Raw genomic sequence first — 22,749 nt, 5'->3', positions numbered from 1 at the left:
CACGGAGGTAGACCTTTCCCGGGAGGGTGACTCATCGGTGCGGGTCTGTCAGTGGCGGCTGTCACGATTCGACTGTCAGTGGCGGGTGTCACTCTTGGGTCCATGACGGATCACAGTGAAGGTCTGAACAGGGCCGCGACCGGGACCGACGCGGCCACCGACGTGGACTGGGACACGGAGGCCGCCTCCTTCGACGACGAGCCGGACCACGGCCTGCGCGATCCGGACGTACGGCGGGCGTGGGCGCGGCGGCTGACCGCCTGGCTGCCCGAGTGGCCCTGCGACGTCCTGGATCTCGGCTGCGGCACCGGCTCCCTGTCGCTCCTCGCCGCCGAGCAGGGACACCGCGTCACCGGCGTGGACGGCTCGGCGGCCATGGTCGCTCTCGCGCGGGCCAAGCTGGCCGGCCGTGACGCGGTGTTCCTCGTCGGTGACGCGGCTGCACCCCCGGTGGGGGAGCAGCGCTTCGACGTCGTCCTCGTACGGCACGTGCTGTGGGCCCTGCCCGACCCGGGCCGGGCCCTGCGGCACTGGCGCGGCCTGCTGCGGCCGGGAGGACGACTCGTGCTGGTCGAGGGGGTGTGGGGGACGGTCAGCCCGGTCGGTATACCCGCCGACGACCTCACGGCCCTTCTCGCGCCGCTCACCGGGGACGTCCGGCTGGAGCGGCTGTCGCAGGAGTCGGCGCTGTGGGGCAAGGAGGTCGAGGACGAGCGGTACGCGGTGGTGGCGGTCCTGGAGTAGGGCTCAGGCCAGGAGGGCGCCGAAGCCGTCGTCGCGGGCCAGCGCCTCCAGCTCCTCCAGGGCGGCCACCGCGGCGGCCGCGGCCGGCGGGTCCGTCTCCCGCAGGCCGCTGTCCGCGAACTCGTCCTCGTCCAGACGGCGCACGTCCGTGCCGTCGGCGGACCGCCACAGGTCCAGGTCGAGGTCCTCGACGACCAGCTCCGAGCCGGAGAGGACCGCCGGGCGGGTGATGTCGCAGTACCAGCCCTTCAGCGCCCCCGCGCCGTCCCGGACCTCCTTCACCGCGTACCACCGGTCCCGCCAGTAGTACTCGGTGAAGACGTCACCCGCCTCGAAGCGGACGAAGCCGAAGTCGCGGGTGCCGGTGCCCGCCCAGGGGGCGCGCACGGCGATCCGGTTGCCGTCGTCACCGAGCAGCCCGGCGTCGTAACGGATCTTCGTACGGCCCGCCTTGACGAGGACGACGGTCAACCGGCGCTTGAGGTCAGCCGAGTTCGCGGACATAGCGCACCTCCGACGCGGCGATCTCGTACCCGAACCACTTGTTGATCGCCAGCATCGGACCGTTGTCGGTGTCGTTGCCCGTGTGGGCCTCCCTGAAGCCGGCCGCACGGGCACGGTGCAGGGAGTTGTTCTTGGCGAGCTTGGCCAGTCCGCGGCCGCGGTGGGCGCGGGCGGTGCCGGTCATCGCGGTGGCGTAGCGGCCGGTGGGGCCGTCCGTGTAGGCGATGCTGAAGGCGGCGGGACGGCCCTCGACGAACGCGATCGTCGTCAGCTCCCGGTCGAAGCAGGGGTGGTTCCAGGTCTGCTCGACCCAGGCCTGGTAGTCCGTCAGCTCGGTGTCGACGTCGCTCGGCTCGTCCGACACCGTCTCCGCGTCCAGCTCGAACAGCGGCCGCGGATCGTCCGCGAGGTCGGCCGCCGAGCGCAACTCCACGCCCGGTGGCGGCGACTGCGCCGGCGGCAGCGTGTCGGTGGTGAGGTCGAGTCGCAGGAAGTGGGCGGAGCGGCTGGGCCGGTAGCCGTGCCGTTCCGCGAAGGCGCGGTTGGCCGGCTCGTCCAGCACCCAGGCCAGGAGCTTCGTCGCGCCGTGGTCCGTCAGGTGCCGCTCCGCCGCGCGCACCAGGTGCGTGCCCGCGCCGCGGTGGACGCGGTCGGGACGCACGTAGATGTTGAGCATGCCCTGGCCCGGCTCCGGACTCTCGTGCGCCAGGTGCACCTGGGCCGTGCCGATCACCTCGCCCTCCTCCTCCGCCACCAGGGACCTGAAGCGGGCCTCGGCGGGGGTGTGGGCGAGGTTGTGGAGGATGGCGGCCGGAGTCCACAGGATGTACGGCAGGGCGAGGTGCCGTACCCGGGCGAAGGCCTCGACATCGGTCGGGTCGTCGGGGCGCAGATCGCGCACGTTCACTGTCATGTGGGCGCACGCTACGTGGGGGACACCATCGGGCGCGCCTCATTTTCCGGCGGGTGCGGGACAATCGGTGGCGTGACCTTGAAGATCCACATCGACGACAGTGCGCCGCCGTTCGAGCAGGTGCGGGTGCAGATCTCCGAGCAGGCCCGCTCGGGGGTGCTGCCGGTGGGGTACCGGCTGCCGACCGTGCGAGGGCTCGCCGAGTCGCTGGGGCTGGCGGCGAACACGGTCGCCAAGGCGTACCGGGCGCTGGAGAGCGACGGAGTGATCGAGACGCGGGGGCGCAACGGAACGTATGTGGCAGCCGCCGGCTCGGCCGCGGAACGGGAGCTCGCCTCGGCCGCGCAGGCGTACGTCGAGCGTGCCCGCCGGCTGGGACTGGCGGAGGCGGACGCACTGGCGGCGGTTCGGGACGCGCTGCGGGCCGGGTACGGGAAGGGCTGAGCGGGGTTCGGCTCCGCCGGGGTGCGCTGATGCGGCTGGGCGGGGTTCGGCTCCGCCGGGGTGCGCTGTTGCGGCCGAGCGGGTTCGGCTCCGCCGGGGTGGCCCGTCGCGGCTGAGCGGGGTTCGGCCCCGCGGGACTGCGCCGCCGCGGCATAGCGCCGTCCCGGCGGAGATCACACGCCGGTCGTCGCGGGAGTACGCGTGACGGGCAGGCCCACCCCTCGCGCCACCCTCGCGAACGTCGCCGCGTCCTGCACCGCCGCTCCCGTCGGGTCGTTGTTGAAGTACGCGTACACGTCGTCGTCCGCCGCCCAGGTCTGTGCGATGCGGTCCACCCAGGTCTCCAGCGCCCGCCGTCCGTAGTGCGGCCACGCCCGGGCGCGGCCCTGGTGGAAGCGGACGTAGCCCCAGTCGGCGGTGCGCCACAGCGGGGTCGCCGGGCGCGAGAGCACGTCCGCCCAGCACAGGGCCGCGCCGCGCGCCTGCAGCACCTTCCGCACCTCCGGCGACCACCACGACTCGTGCCGTGGCTCCACCGCCACCCGGGTGCCGGGCGGGAAGCAGTCCAGACAGGCGTCCAGCAGCCCCGCGTCGGCCCGCAGCGTCGGCGGGAGCTGCAGGAGCACCGGGCCCAGCCGGTCGCCCAGGCCCGCCGCGTGCGTCATCAGGCGCTCGACCGGTTCCTCCGGGTCACGGAGCCGCTTGATGTGGGTCAGGAAGCGGCTGGCCTTGACCGCGACCACGAAGTCCGGCGGCACCCGCTCGCGCCAGGCGGCGAAGTTCTCCCGCGTCGGCAGGCGGTAGAACGCGTTGTTGATCTCCACGGTGGCGAAGTGCCCGGCGTACTCCTCCAGCCACAGCCGCGTCGGACACCCGGCGGGGTAGAGCACGCCCCGCCAGTCCTTGTACTGCCACCCCGACGTTCCGATCAACAGGGTCATACCCCCATCAAAACACCAGGGTCCTAGAGGTACAGCCCCGCGTCGGCTCCGTCCCGCTGGTCCGGCACCGACGTCGGAGAGGTGCCCCGGCGCAGTGCATAGAGTTCGGCCAGGGTCGCGCCCTCGCGGCCCACGCCCTCCTCGGTGCCGAGCCAGCCGACCGCCTCGCGGTGGGTCAGCCTGCCGACCTCGATACGGGCAAGACAGCGGCCGGGGCGCACCACGGCGGGGTGCAGCCGCTCCAGGTCCTCGTTGGTGGTGACGCCGACCAGGACGTTGCGGCCCTGGCCGAGCAGGCCGTCGGTCAGGTTGAGCAGGCGGGACAGGGCCTGGCCCGCCGTGTGCTTCGCCTCGCCGCGGATCAGCTCGTCGCAGTCCTCCAGCAGCAGCAGCCGCCAGCGGCCCTTGCCCGTCCCGTCCTCCTCGCCGATGGCGATGTCCATCAGATAGCCGACGTCGCTGAACAGCCTCTCGGGGTCCAGGACGCAGTCCACCTGGCACCAGTCCCGCCAGGAGCGGGCGAGGGTGCGCAGCGCGGAGGTCTTGCCGGTGCCGGGCGGGCCGTGCAGCAGGAGCAGGCGGCCCGCGATGTCCTCCGGCGTCGTCTTCATCAGACGGTCCATCGCGTCCGCCACCGGGGCGGTGTAGTTCTCCCGGACCTCCTCCCAGGTGCCCGCGGAGATCTGCCGGGTCGTGCGGTGCGGGCCGCGCCTGGGGGAGACGTACCAGAAGCCCATCGTCACGTTCTCCGGCTGGGGTTCGGGCTCGTCCGCCGCGCCGTCGGTCGCCTGGTCCAGGACCTGTTCGGCCAGTTCGGCGCTGGTGGCCGTGACCGTGACGTCGGCGCCCCTGTTCCAGCGGGAGATCAGCACGGTCCAGCCGTCGCCCTCCGCCAGGGTGGCACTGCGGTCGTCGTCGCGGGCCACCCGCAGCACGCGGGCGCCCGGCGGCAGCAGCGTGGCGCCGGAGCGGACACGGTCGATGTTCGCCGCGTGCGAGTACGGCTGCTCGCCCGTCGCGAAGCGGCCGAGGAACAGCGCGTCGACGACGTCGGACGGCGAGTCGCTGTCGTCGACGTTGAGCCGGATCGGCAGCGCGTCGTGTGGGTTCGCAGACATGGCGTCCATGATCCGGCACGGGACCGCCCCGTGCACCCGGTTTCCGTGGCGCGTCGGGACTGATCCGCGGGGGCGTTGTGTCCGCTCCGTCCTGTTACAGGACTGTGGATTCACGACATCTGCCCCAGGTGGCGTTCATCCCGTTACTGTTGCCCTCGATGGGACGTCATGGGTGGAGTTCGGGAGCCGGGGGAACACTGCGGTGGCGGCTCACCGCGCTGCTCGGCGTGGGCGTGGCCGCACTCGCGCTGATCGTCACCCTGATCAACACGCTTCCGGACAGCGGCGGCAGCACCAGGGGCACCTCGAAGAACGGCGCCACGGTCCACGGCACCCCGGTGACCCCCAAGAACCGGGACGACCCCGCGGTCGGATGGGGCTTCACCCACACCCAGTACAGCGCCGACGAAGGCAGTTCGGCCGCCACGGACCGGGTCGAGAAGCTGATCTCGAACGCCGGCGGACTGCCCCAGGACCAGGCCCTGATGGGCTGGGGGGCGGACAACCCCGAGCCGGTGAAGGGCCGTTACGACTTCGGCGCGATGGACCGCCGTATCGACTTCATCCGCAGGTCGGGCGGCACCCCGGTGGTCACCCTGTGCTGCTCCCCGGACTGGATGAAGGGCGGCAGGGCCGGCGTCGACAACACGGACTGGAGCCGGTCCGCGCTGGAGACGGCACCGCTGCCCGAGCACTACGCCGACTTCGCCGCGCTCGCCGCGACCGTCGCCCAGCGCTATCCCGACGTACGCCACTTCGTCGTCTGGAACGAGTTCAAGGGCTTCTGGAACGACGCCCAGGGCCGCTGGGACTACGAGGGTTACACCAAGCTCTACAACCTCGTCTACAAGGCCCTGAAGAAGGTCGACAAGGACATCATGGTCGGCGGTCCCTACCTGGTGATGGACAGTGTCGACCCGCGCGCCGGCGAGGCCTCCTCGTCCTTCAAGGGCAGTTGGGGCGCCATGGACCGGCGGGTCCTGGACGCCTTCGACTACTGGAACGAGCACAAGGCCGGCGCCGACTTCGTCGTGGTCGACGGCTCCAGCTACACCAACGACGACGACATGCTGCCGAACGAGTTCGGGGCCACCGACAAGTTCACCGCCGTCGGCCGGTGGGTGCGGCAGCGGACCCACGGCCTGCCACTGTGGTGGGCCGAGTACTACGTCGAGCCCGCCGACGGCAACGACGAGCGCAAGGGCTGGTCCGAGACCCGCCGCGTCGCCGTCCAGGCCGCCGGCATGATCGCCATGGTCAAGGGCGGCGCCTCCTCCGGCTTCTACTGGAACCCGGAGGACGAGAAGGGCGACGGCTGCGCGGGGTGCCTGTGGACACCGACCGACCGCGGTGGCGGGGGCGGGAAACTCCCCATGTTCGATCTCGTCTCCCGCTTCAGCCAGGAGTTCCCGCCCGGGACGACGTACACGACCGTGTCCGTCGCCCCGGACGACGTGCCCAACGTCCGTGTCCTCGCCACCGGCCGGACCGTCCTGGTGGTCAACACCCTGGACCGGTCCATCAGCGCGAAGATCGACGGCAAGCGGTTCGACATGCAGGCCTACGAGGTGCGGTGGCTGAGGCGCTGAGCCACCGCGCCGTCACTTCATCGTCAGGAACCGCTGGACCAGCGAGGCCAGCAGCACCGCCAGCAGCGGCAGCGAGAACCAGAAACTGCTCTGCAGCCAGCGCAGTTGGCGCACGCTCGGCCGCATCGCGACCCGGACGACCTCGCGGGCCGTCAGCATCACGATCAGCGCCAGCGCCGCCAGGGCGCCGACGACCGACCACGGCGTCCAGGTGATCTGCGGCCCGATCGGACCCGGGTCGGGCTTCGGCACCGCGCCCGCGGGCTGCTTGCCGAGGGCGTAGACGGTGGCGTCGGAGTTGACGTACACCTTCTTCAACTCGGGCCTCTGGTCCAGGTTCTGGATCAGCCGGGGTCCCCAGGTGGCGGAGTAGCCGACGTCCATCCGCAGGTACGTCAGCTGGCTCTCGTTGATCATCAGATACGAGTTCGGGCCCGCGTCCTTGAGCGCCTTGACCAGGCCGGACACCAGGACCGGGTCGGCCGGTGCCAGCGTCGGCACGTAGTTCACCCGCTCCATGTCCTTGGTGCCCCACGGCATCGCCGGCGTCACGTCGTTGACGGTGTCGTTGCTCAGCCACAGCAGGCGCACGGTCGGCTTGTCGTGCGCGTACACGTAGTCCATGGCCGCGACCTCGCCGGGCCGCACCCGCTCGAACGGCTCGTTGCCCCAGCGGGCCACCAGGAAGCCGCCCATCAGCAGCAGGCCCGCCAGCAGCGCGGCCAGCGGAGCCAGGCTCACCCGGTCCTTGTCCCGCTCCTCGGCGGTGACGCCGGTGCGCGGGAACAGGGCGAGACCGGCCAGCAGGGCGGCGCCGGGCACGGCGAACATGAAGACGCGCAGCGCCATCTCACCGCCGTAGGACTGCATCCCGAAGCCCAGGAACGGCACGAACGTCAGCACCAGCAGCGAGCGTTCGCGGTACTTGTGGTCGCGCCGGCGCCACCAGCCCCAGCAGGCGAACGTCATCACACCGCCGGCCAGCAGCACCCGCGTGTACAGCACGAGCTTGTGCGTGGAGTCGCCGCCCTGGATGCGGCCGGAGACGGACGTGGACACATTGCTGCCGACGCCGCCGACGCCGCCGAACAGGTCGTCGAAGTGCCCCGACCAGTAGGGCTCGGCCATGAAGCCCACCCAGACGGCCACCAGCACGGCGAACAGCACGGGCAGACCGCGCAGTTCCGACCTGCCGACGAGGACGAGCGCCGTGAGGACGCCCAGCATCACGAACGGGGTGAGCTGGTGGGCCGGGACGCTCGCCGCGAACAGGCCGATCAGCACCCCGAGCAGGACCGCCTGCTGACGGCGGTCCACCGGCTCGACCTCCGCCTCGCCGGGCCGCCTCTTCGTCCAGATCACGCGCGGCGCGCGGAACCAGACGAGGAGTATCGCGACGAAGGCCAGGTAGAGGAGATACGTGAAGCCCTGCGGGGAGAAGTAGTCCTGGCCGACCCAGCCGCTGAGCACGAAGATCCAGATGCCGGTCCACTTGGCCCGCCAGCTCGCCCGCATCGAGCGCACCAGCAGGAACATCGGCGCCAGGTACAGGAGTTGGATGGTCAGCGGCCACCAGCGGACGACCTCGGTGAAGTCCGTGACCCCGCAGGCCCGGCCCACGAACGCGGCCACCGCGAAGAACCCCGGCCAGCTCCAGCGGGCGTCCAGGTCGGGCACGGCCGAACCGGTGCGGTCGATGTAGTCCAGGAAGCCCAGGTGCTGGTAGGCCGTCGGGAAGCGCGGCTCGGTCTCGAGGACGGCCGGCAGCGCGTGCAGGGACACCACGGTCGCCAGCAGGGTGATCAGCAGCAGTGCCTTGTGCTCGCGGCCCAGCCACAGCAGGGAGGCGAACACCGCGACCAGCAGGGCGGCTCCGAGGAGCGTCGGCAGGGGCAGGACCGAGATCAGGCCCAGCCCGCCCATGCCGTCCAGGTCCGTCTCACCGAGCCCCAGCGCGGGCACCCAGTACAGCAGCAGCGCGGCGACCAGCGCGCCGCCCAGGACGAGCCCGACCCGCGTGGGGTGCAGACGCTCGCGCCACGGGAGGGAGGGCGGTCGGGGCTCCCGCGCCGACGGCTCCTCCCGTACGTCCCTCTCGGCCGCCCGCGCCGCGGACGCGGCCCCGAACGGCGCGTCCACCTCCACCACGGCCGGCCCCACCGAGGCCTCCGAACCGGGCTCGCTGCCCCACGCCCGGCTGCGCTCGCGCGGCGGGGCCGCCGGCTCCACGGGCAGCCCCACCTCCGGTGCCTTCGCCCAGGCCGGCCGGTGATCGGCCCGCACCACGGGCGTCCCCGTCGGCGGCGTCCCCGGCCCCGGCCGCACATCCGGCCGGCGCTCCAGGTGGTCGAAGTCGACGTGGATGCCGAGCGCCAGGGTGTCGGTGTCCAGGGCCCAGGCCGGGCCGCGCCGGCGCGCCTTGTCGGTGATCGGCACGGTGGCGGTCCCCAAGTCGGCGAGGTCCCCGTCGGGCGCCGCGTCCTCGGGCACCTCGGCCGGGGCCGCCTTCAGGGTGCGGTACAGCTTCGGCGCCGCGATGGTGACGATCACCGCGAGCGAGGATATCTCGGCGACACCGGCGCCGGTCAGCCCCATGCGGGGGAGCAGCAGCAGCGTCAGGCCCAGCACCAGGACGCACAACAGACCCTGCAGCCAGGCGAGTCCGGCGGTGCGGCTCTGCGCGCGCAGGACAGCGAAGTACGTTTCCATGACGACCCGCAGCAGCGCGCCGACCGCGAACCAGCGCAGCAGCGGGGTGGCGGCGTCCGCGTAGCCCTGCCCGAAGACACCGAGGATCCACGGCGCCCCGACGAACATCAGGCCGCAGATCGGCAACATGATCCGGGCCATCCGCCGGAGCGCCGCACGGGTGTTGACCGCCAGCCGGGCCGGGTCGTGCGAGCCCTCGACGGTCAGCGAGGCGCCCATGTTGATGGCGAGCAGGTTGACCGTGCCGCCGATGGTGGTGGTGATGTAGAAGTACGCGTTGTCCTTGGAACTGACCTGCGAGGCGATGATCACCGGGACGAGGTAGACCACGGCGAGCGAGAACAGCGAGCCCGTGTAGTCGCCCGCGAGGAACCTGCCGATCTCCTTCACGGACGGCGGGTGGGCGTGGTCCTCGGTCGCCTCGATGTGCCGGGGCACCAGTCGGCGGAAGACCAGCCAGCCCAGGGGTACGACGGAGAAGGCGATGGCCGCGACCCAGGAGGCGAAGACACCGGTGGTGGGAATGGCCGCGGCGAGGGCGACCAGCAGGACCAGCTTCACCCCCGAGAACACGGTGTTGCCCACCGGCACCCAGGGCGCGTTGCGCAGACCGGTCAGCACTCCGTCCTGCAGCGTGAGCACGTTCCAGGCGACGACGGCCGCGATGAAGCCGAGGCCGTGGACCGGTCCGTGCAGGAAGCGGTAGGACGGCCCCCAGATGTTCAGCGTGAGCAGGAAGACGATCGCGGCGAGCGACACGACCAGCGAACTGCCCGCGTAGGTCCGGAAGATGAGGCGGCCCGTGCTGCGGCCGGCCACGGGGATGAAGCGGGCCAGGGCGCCCGTCAGGGTCACCGCGGTCAGCCCCGCGAGGAGCTTCATCGCGGCGATCGCGGCCGAGCCCTGGCCGACCGCGGAGTCGGAGTAGTAGCGCGCGGCGATCAGCCAGTAGCCGAGGCCCAGGACGGCGGAGATGCCCGTGTTCAGCATCAGCGCGTAGGCGTTGCGGAACAGCTGGCTGCCACCGCCCCTGCCCATGCCGGGCAGGCGAAGGCGGCGCCCCGACTGCTCGGGCGCCTCGCTCGCGGACTGCGGCTGGGTTGTCGTGGTCGTCGTGTCAGACACGGGAACGGATGGCCTTCCGGCGGACCTGGCGTGCTCTGCGGACCATGGCGTACCCCTTGGTGAGGGCACGGTCCCTGGCGAAGTGGCGGGCGATCGAACGGCCTTCGACCAGCCGCTCGAACTCCTCGATCCCGGTGGAGCGGCGCACGGTGACCCGCTGCAGGGCGTACGGGCCCTGGCGGCGGCGCGCGAGGGCGTTGCCGACGGCGAGCGCCTGGGCGTACCCCGTCTCCCGGACCGCCTCGCGCACCCGGCGGCTGGAGTAGCCGTAGGGGTAGGCGAAGGAGACCGGGGCGCTGCCCAGTTCGTCGGTGACGATGTCCCTGCAGTGGGCCAGCTCGTGCCGCAGCCGCTCGTCGCCGAGCTGGTCGAGCTGCGGGTGGGTGTGGCTGTGGCCGCCGATCTCCACGTCCGCGGCGGCGATCTCGCGGATCTGGTCCCAGTCGAGCATGGTGTCGAGGGCGTCCCCGGCGTCGTACGCGCCCCTGATCCAGCCGGTGGAGACGAACAGGGTGGCGGCGAAGCCGTGCTTGGCGAGCACGGGCAGCGCGTGCCGGTGCACGCCCTCGTAGCCGTCGTCGAACGTGATCAGCACCGGACGCGGCGGCAGTGGGCGCCCCGAGCGCCAACCCGCCGCCAGATCACCGGTGCTGACCGGAGTCAGACCCAGGCCGTCGATCAGCGCCATCTGCTCGGAGAACGCCTCCGGCGCCACCGACAGCGCGCGGGTGGCGTCGTTCGGCGCGGTGGCGACCGAGTGGTACATGAGAATCGGCACGGGTGCTTCGGTCATGAGCTCCCCCCTCGGTCATCGGCCGCCCCCTCGATCGCGGCGACGGTGAAGGCCGCTCCGCCGCGGCGGGCGCGGACGCTCCCCACCACGTACCCCCCGGCCGCGGTCAGCACCCCGGCGACGATCGCCCCCGCCCGGGCGGCGCCGCCCGGCCTGGCCAGCGCGGCGTCGCGCAGCCCGCGCGCCACCCCGGCCGGCAGCACGCGCGTGGCGTACCGGCGTTCGGACTCCAGTCCCTTGTCCGCGCCCACGCTGCGCGCCACGAGCGCCTTCGACAGGCCCTCGGCGTACGCGCGCGTGCGGAAGTACCCGAAGTGCTCGCGCGCCTCGGGCACCCGGTGATGGATCACCGCACGGTCGTCGATCAGCAGGATCGCGTCGGGTCTGGCCCTGGTGAGCCGGATGCACAGCTCCGTCTCCTCGCAGCCCAGCGGGCGTTTGTCGCCGTCGCGTCCGATGCCGGTGGCGAAACCGCCCGCCGCGTCGAACGCCGTACGACGGAACGAGGCGTTCCCGCCGAGGACGTTGCGCACCCGGACCAGGCCCGCCGGCAGACCCCGGTACGTGCAGCCCACCACCCAGTCGAACTCCTCGGGGAACCAGGCCGGCCGCCGCCCCGACGCCCAGATGGGCATCGTCCGGCCGCCGACGGCCATCACCCGGGGATCGGCGTATCCCTCGGCGAAGCGGCGCAGCCAGTCCCGCTCGGCCACGGCGTCGTCGTCGAGGAAGGCGATGACCTCGCCGTGCGAGGCGGCGATACCGGTGTTGCGGCCGGCGGACAGCCCACGGGGGCCCGCGTTGGCGAGCACCCGCACCTCGTCGGCTTCCTTGTACTCCTTGGCCAGCCGCTCCAGCAGGGCCGGATTGTGGTCGACGACCAGCAGGGTCTCCAGAGCGGGCCGGGACTGCGCCCGCACCGACGAGACCGCGGCGAGGATGTCCTCCCAGCGGTCCTCGGTGTAGACGCAGATCACGACGGAGACGTCGAGATCGCTCAAGACGCCTCTCCCCGCACCGAGTCGAGAAGCGGCGAGTGATGTTCCTGGCGGCGCAGCTCCTTGCGGTTGGACCGCTCCTTGAGAATCACCTTCAGCACCCGGATCCCGTCCCGGACGGCCCGCAGATTGCTGGTGCCGTGGATGCGGAGGTACTCGTGGCTGGGTATCTCCTGCACCTTCAGGCCCGCCTTGACGACCCGGATGTTGATCAGGGTCTCGATCTCGAAGCCGGTGCAGTCGAGGGAGATCTTGTCGAGGCAGTGCCGCCAGAACGCGTTGTAGCCGTAGCAGAGGTCGGTGTAGCGGGCGCCGAACTTGCGGTTGACGATGGTGCACAGCGCCCAGTTGCCGAGCTTGCGGATGAAGGTCATGTCGTCGGTGCCGCCGCCGTTGGCGAAGCGCGAGCCCTTGGCGAAGTCCGCGCCGGAGACCAGGGCGGAGACGTACGACACGATCTCGTTGCCGTCCGCCGAGCCGTCCGCGTCGACCATCACGATGATGTCGCCGGTGCACGCCTCGAACCCGGTGATCAGGGCGTCCCCCTTGCCCTTGCCCCGCTGCTCGACGACCTTGACCTTGGGCCACAGCTCGCGGGCCACTTCGACGGTGCCGTCCGTGGAGTTGCCGTCCACGAGAACGACTTCGTGGATCCAGTCCGGAAGCGTCTTGAAGACGTAGGGAAGGTTCTCCGCCTCGTTCATGGCAGGGATCACCACACTCACCGGCGGCGCGATGGCCAGGTGAGTGGAGATCGGCCGGTATTTGTCGGCTGTTGACGGCCCGTGATTCTTGGCCGCCGGCCGAAGAACAGAACTCATGAGTCTTGGTCCCTCTCGTCCGGTGGGCCGCCCGCCCCCGGGCGGCCCGGCTTTGTATCCGGTTCGAAAGGGGGGTTCACGCCTGTGGCATGACGAGATGGAGCTACGTGCACGCCGAGGCGAGCTGGCAAAGCTGGCCGCCTGCCGCAGGGCGGCAGCCGGTCGCGCGGCACGACTCGGTCACAGTTCGCGGTCACCGAGCACGGCACCCCCCTACCGCGCCCCGCCCCGGCAGCCATCGCGGTCCTTGAGCCCTCCCCGAGAGCCGCTTGAAGATGGTCCGATGCGGGTGAGATGTACGACGGTATTGACGATTGAACCCATATGGCAAGGCCTGGCGCCAGGCCTCACGTTTTTGTTGGTTTGACCGTTACACAACTTAGAAGTAGAAGGAGACAGCTGATCACGGTTACGGCGATGATCCCGCCGCGCCACGACCAGCGATGGACGGCCAACATGCCCTGTGCCACGAGCATGTCGAGGACGACCGCGCCCGCGAGAGCGGTGAGGACACGGCCGAATCGTTCCAGCCCGCGCAGCGCCGCCCAGATGGCGGTCGCGGGTGCCGCGAGCAGGAAGAACAGGGTGCACGGTCCGCGCAGGGGTGAGTCCGCGTCAACGAGTGCGAGCAGCGCACCGAAGGCCCCCACGGCCGTCGCGGCGCCGGCGAGCAACGGTGACAGGTCCCCCTCCGGGCCCTGCCGCGCCTGCTCTGCGCCGTCGGACGAAGGCGTCTTGACGCGTCTTCTGATGTGGATCGTCTGCATTGGCGACTTCGCCCCCCAGCGCGCCGGATGCCAGTCTTCAATGTCGCTCAGCGCAAGAGGGGGCGTCAAGGGACCAAAGGGCCTACAGCCGTTTCTCGTGCATTCCTGAACAAATTTTCCATCCAGGCCGTTCACAACCGGAAGTTGAAGGCTTTTCAACAGTCTTGACATGGACACTTCCCATCAACACGCGTAGTTGGTACGACGGTTACGGCAGAGATCCTGCTAAAGGGAGGTTCCATGAGACGTTCCCGAATTGCCGTTTTCGTGAGCTCGATCCTCCTCGCCGTCGGCACGGCCCTCACCGGGGCCACGGCGGCGCAGGCGTCCCAGCAGGCCGCCACCGGCAGCTATGTGGCCCTCGGCGACTCCTACTCCTCCGGGGTCGGCGCGGGCAGCTACCTCAGCGCCAGCGGCGACTGCAAGCAGAGCACCAAGGCCTACCCCTACCTGTGGGCGGCCGCGCACTCACCCTCGACCTTCGAATTCAAGGCCTGCTCGGGCGCCCGTACGGGTGATGTCCTGGCGAACCAGCTCGGCACCCTCAGCTCCGCCACCGCCCTCGTCTCCATCTCGATCGGCGGCAACGACGCCGGCTTCGCCGACGTCATGACCACCTGCGTGCTCCAGTCCGACAGCACCTGCCTGTCCCGGATCAACACCGCCAAGGCATACGTCGACTCGACGCTGCCGGGCCAGCTCGACAACGTCTACTCGGCGATCAGCGCCAAAGCCCCGAACGCCCGGGTCGTCGTCCTCGGCTACCCGCGCTTCTACAAGCTCGGTACCACCTGCCTCGGCCTGTCCGAGACCAAGCGGACGGCCATCAACGGCGCCGCCGACTACCTCGACACCGCGATCAACAAGGCCGCGGCCAACCACGGCTTCGCCTTCGGCGACGTCCGCACCACCTTCACCGGCCACGAGATCTGCTCCGGCAGCTCCTGGCTGCACAGCGTGAACTGGCTCAACATCGGCGAGTCGTACCACCCCACCGCGTCCGGCCAGTCCGGCGGCTATCTGCCGGTCCTCGCCGGCGCGGTCTGATCACCCGGAGGGTGACGCCGAAGTACTGGGGGAGGCCCCGCCCGTCGGGGTCTCCGCCTGGCAGGTCAGCGAGAACGGCACCGAGTTGGACGTGGCGTGCGCGGGATCGCGCACCTCCACACCGATCACGTCCTGGAACGTGCCACTGCTGTCACGGGTGGTGATGAAGTTCCTCTCCTGCTGCGTCCGGCCGCCTCCGGCCGGGAAGGAGAGCGTCTTCCACTCCCCGGGCAGCGAGCCCTTCTGCGTCACCCAGCGGTACGTCACCGTCGCCGGCACCCGGCCCACGGTGAACGTGGCCGTGAAGGTCGGCGCCTGGGACTTGTCCGGCGGGCAGGTCCCGGAGTACGTGGTGTTCGCCCCCGCCAGCGTGACGCGCACGGACTGGGGCGTACTCGAACTGCTCGCGCTCGCACTCGGCGTCGGGCTCGTCGGGCTCGTGCTGGGCCCGGTGTCCGTGGCGGGCGCCGAGGTCCGCGTCCCCGAGCGGGGACTGCCGGCGTCGTTCGGGTTCTTGCCGCCGCCGTCGTGGTGCAGCAGGGCGTACGTCAGCCCCGCGACGGCCAGCGCCAGGACGACCACGCCGACGACCAGCACGAGGCCGGCGCGGCGGTTGCGCTCCGGCGGCCGGGCGTCGGTGGTCGTGGTGCCCGCACCGGGCACCGGCCCGGTTCTCGCCGCGGTCGGATAGGGCATCGGCGGGGTCGGCGACACCGGCTCCGGGAAGGCCGCGATCGTCGGCGCGTACGGCGACGCCAGGGCGCCGTCGGCGCTCGGCGTACCGCCGGCCGCGACGAGCCGCAGGTCCTGCTCGGCCCGGTCGGCCGCGATCCGCTCGGCCGGCTCCTTGCGCAGCAGGCCCTCGATCACCGGGGCGAGCGGCCCGGCCCGGTGCGGCGGCGGCAGCTCCTCGTCGACGATGGCGCGCAGGGTGCTCAGCGGGGTGGCCTGCCGGAAGGGGGAGTTGCCCTCGACGGCGGCGTACAGCAGCACGCCGAGCGACCACAGGTCGGACTCGGGGCCCGGTGTGCGGCCCAGCGCCCGCTCCGGCGCCAGGAACTCGGGCGAGCCGATCACCTCGCCGGTCATCGTCAGCGCCGAGCTGCCCTCGACCTGTGCGATGCCGAAGTCGGTGAGCACGACCCGGTCGTCGTTGGACAGCAGCACATTGGCGGGCTTCACGTCCCGGTGCAGCACACCGGCCTCGTGCGCCGCCCGCAGCGCGGACAGCACCTCGGCACCGATGTACGCGGCCCGCCGGGGCTCCAGCGGGCCCTCGGCGTCCAGGAGCTCGGCCAGCGAGATGCCGCGGACCAGTTCCATGACGATCCAGGGGCGGCCGTCCTGCGTGGCCACGTCGTACACCGTGACGACGTTGCGGTTGGCGACCCGCGCGGCCGCCCACGCCTCGCGCTCGAGGCGGGCGTACAACCGTTCTACGTCCGAGGCCGCCAGCCCGGCCGGCGCGCGCACCTCCTTGACGGCGACCTCGCGGTGCAGCACCTCGTCGCGGGCCCGCCACACCGTTCCCATGCCGCCCTCGCCGAGAGGGGACAGCAGACGGTAGCGGCCCGCGATCAGACGTTCACTGCCAGGGTCTTCGGACACCGACGCCCCCCACGGCATCTCACCTGAGTCATTCACAAAGTAACTCATCCGAGTGCCGAAGCCGCCCCCTTGAGGACCAGACCGGCCCCCAAGGCCACCACGACCAGGGCGGACGCCAGCGGTGCGCTCCTGCGCACCAGGGCCGCCACGGGATGCGTGGTCCAGCGCGGACGGTTGTCCAGCACCCGACTCATTCCCGTACCCAGCTTCACGACGGCGAACCCGGCCGCGGTGAGGGTCAGTGCCAGCCCGATGCCGTAGGCGACGACGAGCAGCAGACCGAACCACGCCTGGCCGAGGGCCGCGGCACCGACCAGGACGACGACGGCGGAGGGGCTGGGCACCATGCCGCCGGCGAAGCCGAGGAGGAGGGTGCCGCGGAGGGTGGGGGCGGTGGAGTGCGTGTGGGTGAAGCCGCCGTGGGTGTGCTCGACCTCGTGCGAGTGGTGGGGGTGGTCGTGATCGTGGCCGTGGCCGTGGCCGTGGTTGTGGTCGTGACCGTCCTCGTGGTCGTGACCGTGGTGATGGTGGTGCTCGTGATCGTGCCCAGGGCCGTGGTCGTGCGTGTGGCCGTGCTCGGTCGGGGCCGTCGCGCCGTGGGCGCCCACTAGTTCCAACCGCCGTTCGGGGGCCGCTTCCCGAGGGGAGTGGTGGTGCGCGTGCCCGTGCGCGCGGTTGCGCCAGGCCCGGCGTACGAGGTTCACGCCCGCCGCCAGCACCAGGACACCGCTGGCCAGGCCCAGCCAGGCGATGACCGAGGGCGTCGCCGCCGAGCCGGCCGTGACCAGCAGGCCCAGGGCGACCACGCCCAGGGTGTGGGTGACGGTAACCGAGGCGGCCAGCGGCAGGACGTCCTTCAGACGGGCCTTGCCGCCCCGGGCCGCCGCCGTCGCCGCCATCAGGGTCTTGCCGTGGCCCGGGGCGAGCGCGTGCATCGCGCCCAGCACGATCGCGATCAGCAGGGCGAGCGCGGCGAAACCTGCGGTGAGGTGGTGGCGGGCGACGAGGTTGTTGAGGGCCTCGGTCCAGCGGTCGGCGCCGCGGGGCAGCACGGAGGCCGCGGGTGCGTCCTGCCGGTCCGCGGCCAGGGCCGGCCCGCCGGGCCGCACCCGCAGGGAGGCGGACGAGGTGTCGGCGGGTGAGGAGAGCAGCTGCTTCGGGTACGTGGTGAGCTCGTGCGAGACGGACTTCTTCGGTACGTCCGTCGCGGTGAGCGTCATCCGGTCCCCGCGCGCGGTGATCTCCCGCCAGCCGGGGCCGGTGGAGGCGCCCGCGCTGTGGAAGCCGAGGCTCACCGTGTGGCCCTCGGGCAGCGGCGCCGTCAGCCGGCACTCCACGCGAAGGGTGTGCAGGCCCGCCTGGCCGGGCCGCAGCCGGGCCTCGGCACTCACCGTCTCGAGCGTGGTGGCGTGGCCGTCGACCTCGGCCCTGCTGTCCCTGGCCGCCTTCTCGCACCGCTCTTTCGCCCACTCGGCCATGCCGAGCCGCCTGATGTCGGGCCCTGCCTGGGTCGCCGGGATCTCGGCGAGGTCCTCGACGTGGTCGACGCGCAGCTCGCCGGGGGCGGCGACCAGGCCGTCGTAGCGGTTGACGGTGAAGTTGCCGAGGGGGTGCGCGCTCGCGCCGGTGGAAGGAACCAGCGCGAGCGCGCATGCCGCCGTGAGGACGGCGGCACCGGAGGCGAACAGACGACGGCAGTTCACTTGGTCGCCTCCAGGCTCTTGAGCGCCTTACGGGCCTCGCGGGAGCCCAGGGGCGAGAAGCCGGGGTTCAGCTTCAGCGCCGCCTCCAGGGAGGAGCGGGCGTCCTTCGCGTGGCCGGTGGCGCGTTCGATCATGCCGCGGTGGTAGAGGAACGAGGCGCTGCGGTAGCCGGTCGCGGTGGCCTGCCTGGCGTAGGGCAGAGCCTGTGCGTCCTTGCCGTTGACGTGCAGCGCCCAGGCCAGGGCGTCCGCGGTGTGCACGGTGTGCCGGCGGGCCCACTCGGCGCGGGCAGCCCGCAGGGCCGCGGTCCTGTCGCCGTGGTCGGCGGCTGCGAGGGCGGTGTCGAGGTCGGCGTTGACGCCGTTGGCGCGGGCGAGGGCGATCCAGGCGTCGACGAGGGCGTACTGGTCGTGGGCCTTGGCCCGGTCGCCCTTGGCGTCGCGGTCCTCGTACAGCTCGCCGAGCTGGACGAGCGGCTGCGGCAGCGGATAGCGGGCGACGACCTGCTCCATGCCCTCGATCGCGGCGGCCCGGTCGCCGCTGCCGTACTGGGCCAGGGCGCGGCCCTCGAGCGCGGGAAGGTAGTTCTCGTCCGCGGCGAGGGCACGGGCGTAGTAGGTGAGCGCCGTCTTGTAGTCGCCCTGGTTCCAGGCGAGTTGGCCCAGCTGGGCGGCGACGTAGGAGATGTCGCCGGGGGTGGTGGAGGTGGCGAGGGCCTGCTCCAGGACCCGGCGGGCCGTCTTCACGTCCCCGCGCAGTTCGTGGACGTACGCGTACCGGGTGAAGACCGGGACGCCCGGGCGGCGCGAGTCGGCGGTGTCGGCGGCCTTCGACGCGTCGGTGTAGCGGCCGAGTTCGACGAGGGCGTCGACACGGGAGGAGAGGGCGTTCTGGCTGTACGGGTTCTCCGCGAGCACCTGGTCGGCGTACTTCAGGGCGTCCTTGAAGTCGTGCCGGGCGGCGGCGAGGGCGGCCTGTCCGGTGACGGCCTGCTCGTTGCCGGGCTTCAGGGCCAGGGAGCGCTTGAGCGCCTTGTCGGCCTGCGGATAGCGGGAGGGGTCGCCCTTGGTGCGGGCCTGCTCCACGTAGGCGAGACCGAGGGTGGCCCAGCTGCCGTAGTCCCTTGGCTGCGCCCGCAGTTGGGTCTGCAGGGCAGCGATGCCGGAGTCGATGTCCCCGCTGTTCAGCAGCGCCGGCGACATGGCGTTCGGCGCTGCGGCGACGGTCGTTCCGCCGTGGTCCCGGATGGCGCCGTAGGCGATGGAACCGCCGGTGAGGGCGATGGCCAACAGCGCTGCCGTTCCGGCGAGTTGGGCTGTGCGCCAACGCCGGCCGGCGGCGGCGATCCGGCGCACGGCGGCGACGCGTTCGTCGGGGGCGGCCGTCGACTCCGGTTCGGCGACGTCCTCGAGGGGCGCGACCGGCCCGGACGAACCCGCAGACGAGGAACTGTCCGTCCCGCCCCCTTCCGCGGAGCGGTCGTCCGGCTCGCTGTCGTTCGTGTGCGGGGCCATGCCCTCTCCTCAAGTGCCGTGCGTCGTACGGAAGTGGTGGGGCGGCGCGGCCCGCACCGTGGGGGATGAGTTGTGCGGGCCGCGCCAGCTGGGAGGTGGACCGCGGACCGGGCGGGGCCGCTCCGAAGAACCGCCCGGTCCGCCGTAGGGGGGGCCTAGTAGACCCGGCTCCGCATCCGGCGCCACCACATCAGGCCGGCGCCGATCAGGGCGATGCCCGCCGCGCCGCCGCCCGCGGAGGCGGCGATCAGGCTGGTGTTGCTCATCCCGTCGGCGCCGGCCGGCTGCAGCGCGTCGCCCAGCTGGTTCTTGACGTCGCTGCCGCTGCTGACGCCCTTGGCGGTGGCGCCGCGCGAACCGGCGGTCGGGTTGGCCAGGTACGGGAAGTACTTGCCGAAGCCCTTGTCGTTCGCGTCCACCGCGTCGCCCAGGTCGTTCTTGGACCCGACCAGCTCGCCCTCCACGACCTGCAGCGCCTCGTCGATCACGTCGTCGGTGAGGCGACGGCCGTTCGGGAAGCCCGCGTTGTCACCGTCGAGGACGCCGAGCCGCTTGGGGCTCGCCGCCGGCTTGATCGAGGTGTTCAGGCGCAGCTCCTCCGCCGGCTTCACGTACGGCGGCTGGTTGAGGCCCTTGACGCCCTTGAGGAACACGTCGACGAGGTCGTTGCGCGGCTCGGACGGCGCCTTGATCTTGTAGATCGACTCGATGAGCTTCGGCAGCTCCGGGTTGGTCACGTTCTTCAGGAACTGCCCGTCGTAGGCGGGCGAGGACGCGTTGAACCTGTCCTTGTCCTTCAGCGGGTTGACGACCTCGTTGACCAGCGGGTTGCCCAGGCGGGAGACCTGCTCGTAGTAGCCCTGCGCGTTCCTGCGCTGCACGGTCGACCAGATGCCGACGACCGGCTGCTTGCTCGACTCCGCGATCATGTCGGTCGGCACCTGCAGCGCGATCGAGTTGACGTTGTAGCCCTTGAGCGTGTCCCGGCCGACCTCGGAGAGGTTCCCGCCGTACAGCAGGTCGAAGACGCGCAGGTCCGCGAAGAACGGGTCGTCCGCCTGGCCGGCGAAGGACTGCGCGCCGTTGGGGAGCTTGTAGATCGCCTGCTCACGCAGCTTGTTGTAGTCCGGCATCGACGCCTTGCCCACGTTCGACGGCGCCACCGGCACGTCGTCGGCGAGCTTCGACCGGTACACGGCCTTGCCGTGCTTGAGCTTGACCAGCTCGATGTCGTAGGTCTGCGTGATGTTCAGGTCGGGGTCGGCCAGGTTGCTGACCACACCCGTGTTGTAGAGGAACGTCTTCTTGTTCTTCGTCTGCGTGCGGAAGGTGTACCGCAGCAGCAGGTCGTCCTGTGCGTCGCCGTTGTTGTCGATGTGGAGGTCGTACTGGGCGTCGTCGGCGAACTGGAAGAAGTTCGGGCCGCCCGCCGGGTCCTCGAAGGGGATGAAGTTGGCGATGAGCGTCGTCGTGTCCGGCTTGTCCGGGCTGACGAACGCGTACAGATCGGTGTTGTCGTACTGCGGCTGCCCCGAGATCAGAGGGGCTTCCCGGTGGCTGGAGGCGGAGGCCGCCCCCGGTTCCAGCGTGGCCACGCCGGCGGCCGCGAGCCCGCCGGCGGCCAGCGCACCAGCTATGAGGGTCGCGATGCCCCTGCGTCCCGCGCCGCTCCTGGAGTCAGTTGTCATGCCGTCCGTCCTCAGTCCCAACTTGCCTGACGAACGCTGATTCGGAGCGGTCGGCAGGGTGGATTGGTCGAATCCCAAACGTGTTTACGGCGAAGCCCTGATCTTGTTTCAGTCGAAGCACGATTCTTCTTTCGTCGCGCGCCGACCCGCGTTTCGGGGCTGCTGATCCGTAACCCCATCCGGAGGTGCGTTCGTTGCGAATGCCTGGTGTGACGGGACGGGGCCCATGCGGCCGGGGAGGGGACCGAGTGGAGGCGGACGAGCTTCTGGTACTCGTGGCAGGCGGCGACCAGAAGGCATTCGAGGAGCTGTACGGCCTGGTGTCCGGTCCGGTGTTCGGACTGGTGCGCCGGGTCGTGCGGGATCCGGCGCAGGCGGAGGAGGTGGCGCAGGAGGTGTTGCTCGAACTGTGGCGCTCCGCCGCGAAGTTCGACCCCGGCCGCGGCAGCGCCCTGTCCTGGATCCTCACCGTGGCCCACCGCCGGGCCGTCGACCGGGTGCGCAGTGCCCGCGCGGCCGTCGACCGCGAGCAGCGCGAGGCTCGCCGGGCCCACCACCCCGCCTTCGACCACGTCACCGAGGAGGTCGAGGCGGGCCTCGAACGCGAGTGGGTGCGCCGCTGCCTGGACCGCCTCACCGCGCTGCAGCGCCAGTCCGTCACCCTCGCCTACTACGACGGCTACACGTACCGTGAAGTGGCCGAACGGCTCTCCCTGCCACTGGGGACCGTCAAGACCCGGATGCGCGATGGACTGACCCAGCTGCGCAAGTGCCTGGGAGGTGTCGCATGAGTCTCCTCGACCGTATGCTCCGTCGCGAGGACCTGCACTCGCTCGCGGCGCCCTACGCGCTCGACGCGCTGGAGCCGGCCGAGCGGGTCCGCTTCGAACGGCACCTCAAGACGTGCGCCGGATGCGCCGCCGAGGTGCGCGCCCTGTCCGAGGACGCCGTCCGGCTCGCCTGGTCCACGGCCGCCCCGCCACCGGCCGCGATGCGCGACCGGGTGCTGGCCGCCGTACGCACGACCCCGCAGGAGCCGGCGCCGATTCCGGAGCACACCCCCCAACTGCCCCCGCACGTCTGGGGCACGCAGCCACCGCCGGCACGCACCCGTGCGCCCCGCGAGCGCCGCCCGTTCTTCGTCCCGCTCGCCACCGCGACGGCCGCCGCGGCCCTCGTGGTCGCCTCGCTCTTCGCCGTGCAGGCCAGGCAGACCCAGGACAGGCTGGACGCCGCACAATCCCAGTCACGTGAGATCAACCACGTTCTCGCAGCTCCCGACGCGCGCGCGACGACCGGTGAGGACGCTCAGGGCCGGAGTATCGGAGTGATCGCTTCCGCATCCCGGGGCCAGGCGATCGTCACCCTCAGCGGATACACCGATCCGGCGGGCGGGCGGGTGCACCAGCTGTGGCTCATGCGCCCCCATGCGCAACCACGCTCCTTGGGCCTGTTCAAGGGCGGCGACACGCCCTTGGTCGCGACCGGTCTCAACAAGTCCGCCACGTCACTCGCTGTGACCGTCGAACCCGACGGGGGCTCACCTCAGCCCACCAGCCAGCCGATTGTCCAACTCGCCCTGAAATCGGTTGGATTCGGAGAGTAACGAAGGAGGGGTCGTCAACGCCCTTACGGGGAAGGTGAATCCTGTGACCGCGATACACGAGTGCCCGGTCGGGACGATAGGGTTACCCTGCCCGGGCCGGGTGGACTCGTACGGGTG

The 22,749-nt window shown here is 71.5% G+C and carries 19 protein-coding genes; 6 read left to right on the top strand and 13 right to left on the bottom strand.

Going from position 1 to position 22,749, the window contains the following annotated elements; all coding sequences use genetic code 11:
* Window positions 1-102 precede the first annotated feature (102 nt).
* Window positions 103-744: a class I SAM-dependent methyltransferase gene (locus tag ACIGDI_RS23650; protein ID WP_399899850.1), complete on the top strand. Its 642-nt coding sequence runs from the start codon at window positions 103-105 to the stop codon at window positions 742-744.
* A 3-nt stretch (window positions 745-747) separates the two neighbouring features.
* Here ACIGDI_RS23650 and ACIGDI_RS23645 read toward each other — a convergent pair whose 3' ends face one another.
* Both ACIGDI_RS23645 and ACIGDI_RS23640 read right to left on the bottom strand, forming a co-directional pair.
* Entirely contained in the window at window positions 748-1,248 is a 501-nt protein-coding gene (locus ACIGDI_RS23645) for a DUF402 domain-containing protein (protein WP_399899847.1), read from the bottom strand.
* Entirely contained in the window at window positions 1,229-2,161 is a 933-nt protein-coding gene (locus ACIGDI_RS23640; RefSeq protein WP_399899844.1) for a GNAT family N-acetyltransferase, read from the bottom strand. Before ACIGDI_RS23640 ends, ACIGDI_RS23645 begins: the two co-directional genes overlap by 20 nt.
* A 72-nt stretch (window positions 2,162-2,233) precedes the next feature.
* Between ACIGDI_RS23640 and ACIGDI_RS23635 the strand changes: the two genes are divergently transcribed.
* Window positions 2,234-2,605 (top strand): GntR family transcriptional regulator, encoded by a 372-nt coding sequence (locus ACIGDI_RS23635; protein WP_200699784.1) that lies wholly within the window; start codon window positions 2,234-2,236, stop codon window positions 2,603-2,605.
* A 173-nt stretch (window positions 2,606-2,778) separates the two neighbouring features.
* Here ACIGDI_RS23635 and ACIGDI_RS23630 read toward each other — a convergent pair whose 3' ends face one another.
* On the bottom strand, window positions 2,779-3,546 hold the full coding sequence (locus ACIGDI_RS23630; RefSeq protein ID WP_399899841.1) for a DUF72 domain-containing protein: 768 nt from the start codon (window positions 3,544-3,546) through the stop codon (window positions 2,779-2,781).
* Between the two features lie 23 nt (window positions 3,547-3,569).
* On the bottom strand, window positions 3,570-4,664 hold the full coding sequence (locus tag ACIGDI_RS23625; protein ID WP_399899838.1) for a DUF5925 domain-containing protein: 1,095 nt from the start codon (window positions 4,662-4,664) through the stop codon (window positions 3,570-3,572).
* A gap of 158 nt (window positions 4,665-4,822) precedes the next feature.
* Between ACIGDI_RS23625 and ACIGDI_RS23620 the strand changes: the two genes are divergently transcribed.
* Window positions 4,823-6,253: a xylan 1,4-beta-xylosidase gene (locus tag ACIGDI_RS23620; RefSeq protein ID WP_399899836.1), complete on the top strand. Its 1,431-nt coding sequence runs from the start codon at window positions 4,823-4,825 to the stop codon at window positions 6,251-6,253.
* Between the two features lie 12 nt (window positions 6,254-6,265).
* On the opposite strand, the gene ACIGDI_RS23615 is transcribed toward ACIGDI_RS23620, so the two are convergent.
* From ACIGDI_RS23615 to ACIGDI_RS23595, 5 genes are all read right to left on the bottom strand, one after another.
* Window positions 6,266-10,087, bottom strand: a complete 3,822-nt coding sequence (locus ACIGDI_RS23615) for a lipopolysaccharide biosynthesis protein (protein WP_399899833.1) — start codon at window positions 10,085-10,087, stop codon at window positions 6,266-6,268.
* Complete coding sequence (locus ACIGDI_RS23610; protein ID WP_399899830.1) at window positions 10,080-10,880, bottom strand: polysaccharide deacetylase family protein; 801 nt, start codon at window positions 10,878-10,880, stop codon at window positions 10,080-10,082. The genes ACIGDI_RS23615 and ACIGDI_RS23610 overlap by 8 nt, the downstream gene beginning before the upstream one ends.
* The gene (locus ACIGDI_RS23605) at window positions 10,877-11,881 is read right to left on the bottom strand and encodes a glycosyltransferase family 2 protein (protein ID WP_399899828.1); all 1,005 of its coding nucleotides are present in this window, start codon (window positions 11,879-11,881) and stop codon (window positions 10,877-10,879) included. Before ACIGDI_RS23605 ends, ACIGDI_RS23610 begins: the two co-directional genes overlap by 4 nt.
* On the bottom strand, window positions 11,878-12,699 hold the full coding sequence (locus ACIGDI_RS23600) for a glycosyltransferase family 2 protein (RefSeq protein ID WP_399899825.1): 822 nt from the start codon (window positions 12,697-12,699) through the stop codon (window positions 11,878-11,880). Before ACIGDI_RS23600 ends, ACIGDI_RS23605 begins: the two co-directional genes overlap by 4 nt.
* A 347-nt stretch (window positions 12,700-13,046) precedes the next feature.
* Window positions 13,047-13,466, bottom strand: coding sequence for a hypothetical protein (locus ACIGDI_RS23595; RefSeq protein ID WP_399899823.1), 420 nt, complete (start codon window positions 13,464-13,466; stop codon window positions 13,047-13,049).
* 240 nt (window positions 13,467-13,706) lie between these two features.
* On the opposite strand from ACIGDI_RS23595, the gene ACIGDI_RS23590 reads away from it, so the two are divergent.
* Entirely contained in the window at window positions 13,707-14,513 is an 807-nt protein-coding gene (locus ACIGDI_RS23590; protein WP_399899820.1) for an SGNH/GDSL hydrolase family protein, read from the top strand.
* Here ACIGDI_RS23590 and ACIGDI_RS23585 read toward each other — a convergent pair whose 3' ends face one another.
* The 4 genes from ACIGDI_RS23585 to ACIGDI_RS23570 all read right to left on the bottom strand — a co-directional run bounded on the left by ACIGDI_RS23585 (window position 14,514) and on the right by ACIGDI_RS23570 (window position 21,026).
* Window positions 14,514-16,121, bottom strand: a complete 1,608-nt coding sequence (locus ACIGDI_RS23585; RefSeq protein ID WP_399899817.1) for a serine/threonine-protein kinase — start codon at window positions 16,119-16,121, stop codon at window positions 14,514-14,516.
* Window positions 16,122-16,165: 44 nt separating this feature from the next.
* Window positions 16,166-17,824: a sulfite exporter TauE/SafE family protein gene (locus ACIGDI_RS23580; RefSeq protein ID WP_399899814.1), complete on the bottom strand. Its 1,659-nt coding sequence runs from the start codon at window positions 17,822-17,824 to the stop codon at window positions 16,166-16,168.
* Window positions 17,821-19,338: a tetratricopeptide repeat protein gene (locus ACIGDI_RS23575; protein WP_399899811.1), complete on the bottom strand. Its 1,518-nt coding sequence runs from the start codon at window positions 19,336-19,338 to the stop codon at window positions 17,821-17,823. Before ACIGDI_RS23575 ends, ACIGDI_RS23580 begins: the two co-directional genes overlap by 4 nt.
* Window positions 19,339-19,493: 155 nt before the next feature.
* Window positions 19,494-21,026, bottom strand: a complete 1,533-nt coding sequence (locus tag ACIGDI_RS23570) for a DUF4331 domain-containing protein (RefSeq protein WP_399899808.1) — start codon at window positions 21,024-21,026, stop codon at window positions 19,494-19,496.
* Window positions 21,027-21,274: 248 nt separating this feature from the next.
* On the opposite strand from ACIGDI_RS23570, the gene ACIGDI_RS23565 reads away from it, so the two are divergent.
* Complete coding sequence (locus ACIGDI_RS23565; protein WP_200699796.1) at window positions 21,275-21,817, top strand: sigma-70 family RNA polymerase sigma factor; 543 nt, start codon at window positions 21,275-21,277, stop codon at window positions 21,815-21,817.
* Entirely contained in the window at window positions 21,814-22,632 is an 819-nt protein-coding gene (locus ACIGDI_RS23560) for an anti-sigma factor domain-containing protein (protein ID WP_200699797.1), read from the top strand. The genes ACIGDI_RS23565 and ACIGDI_RS23560 overlap by 4 nt, the downstream gene beginning before the upstream one ends.
* Window positions 22,633-22,749 lie beyond the last annotated feature (117 nt).

The organism is Streptomyces sp. NPDC085900 (assembly GCF_044540925.1).
Classification (GTDB): domain Bacteria; phylum Actinomycetota; class Actinomycetes; order Streptomycetales; family Streptomycetaceae; genus Streptomyces; species Streptomyces gilvifuscus.
The sequence above is the reverse complement of the archived record's forward strand: the minus strand, read 5'-3'. Positions and strand labels throughout refer to the sequence as shown.